Origin of the sequence: Streptomyces bambusae (genome assembly GCF_020532645.1) — a bacterium.
Lineage (GTDB): Bacteria > Actinomycetota > Actinomycetes > Streptomycetales > Streptomycetaceae > Streptomyces > Streptomyces bambusae.
This window is the reverse complement of sequence record NZ_JAJAUZ010000164.1, coordinates 1-304: the sequence shown is the minus strand read 5'-3', so window position 1 is coordinate 304 and position 304 is coordinate 1. Positions and strand designations below refer to the sequence as shown.

General features: G+C 70.7%; 1 protein-coding gene. It reads right to left on the bottom strand.

Annotation, left to right across the window (positions count from 1 at the left end):
- The coding region (locus LG634_RS37655) for a beta-ketoacyl synthase N-terminal-like domain-containing protein (protein WP_308072768.1) at window positions 1-304 on the bottom strand (304 nt) is incomplete at both ends.

Here is a 304-nt window from a genome sequence, read left to right as displayed (position 1 = left end):
CGTTGCGGCGGGCGTCGGAGAGGCGTTCGAGGACGAGTACGCCGGCGCCTTCGGACCAGCCGGTGCCGTCTGCTTCGGCGGCGAAGGGTTTGCATCGGCCGTCGGGGGCGAGTCCGCGTTGGCGGCTGAATTCGATGAAGGTGCTGGGGGAGGACATGATGGTGACGCCGCCGGCGAGGGCGAGGTCGATCTCGCCGTGCCGGAGGGCTTGGGCTGCCATGTGGAGGGCGACGAGGGAGGAGGAGCAGGCGGTGTCCACGGTGACCGCCGGGCCCTCCAGCCCGAAGGTGTAGGAAATCCGGCC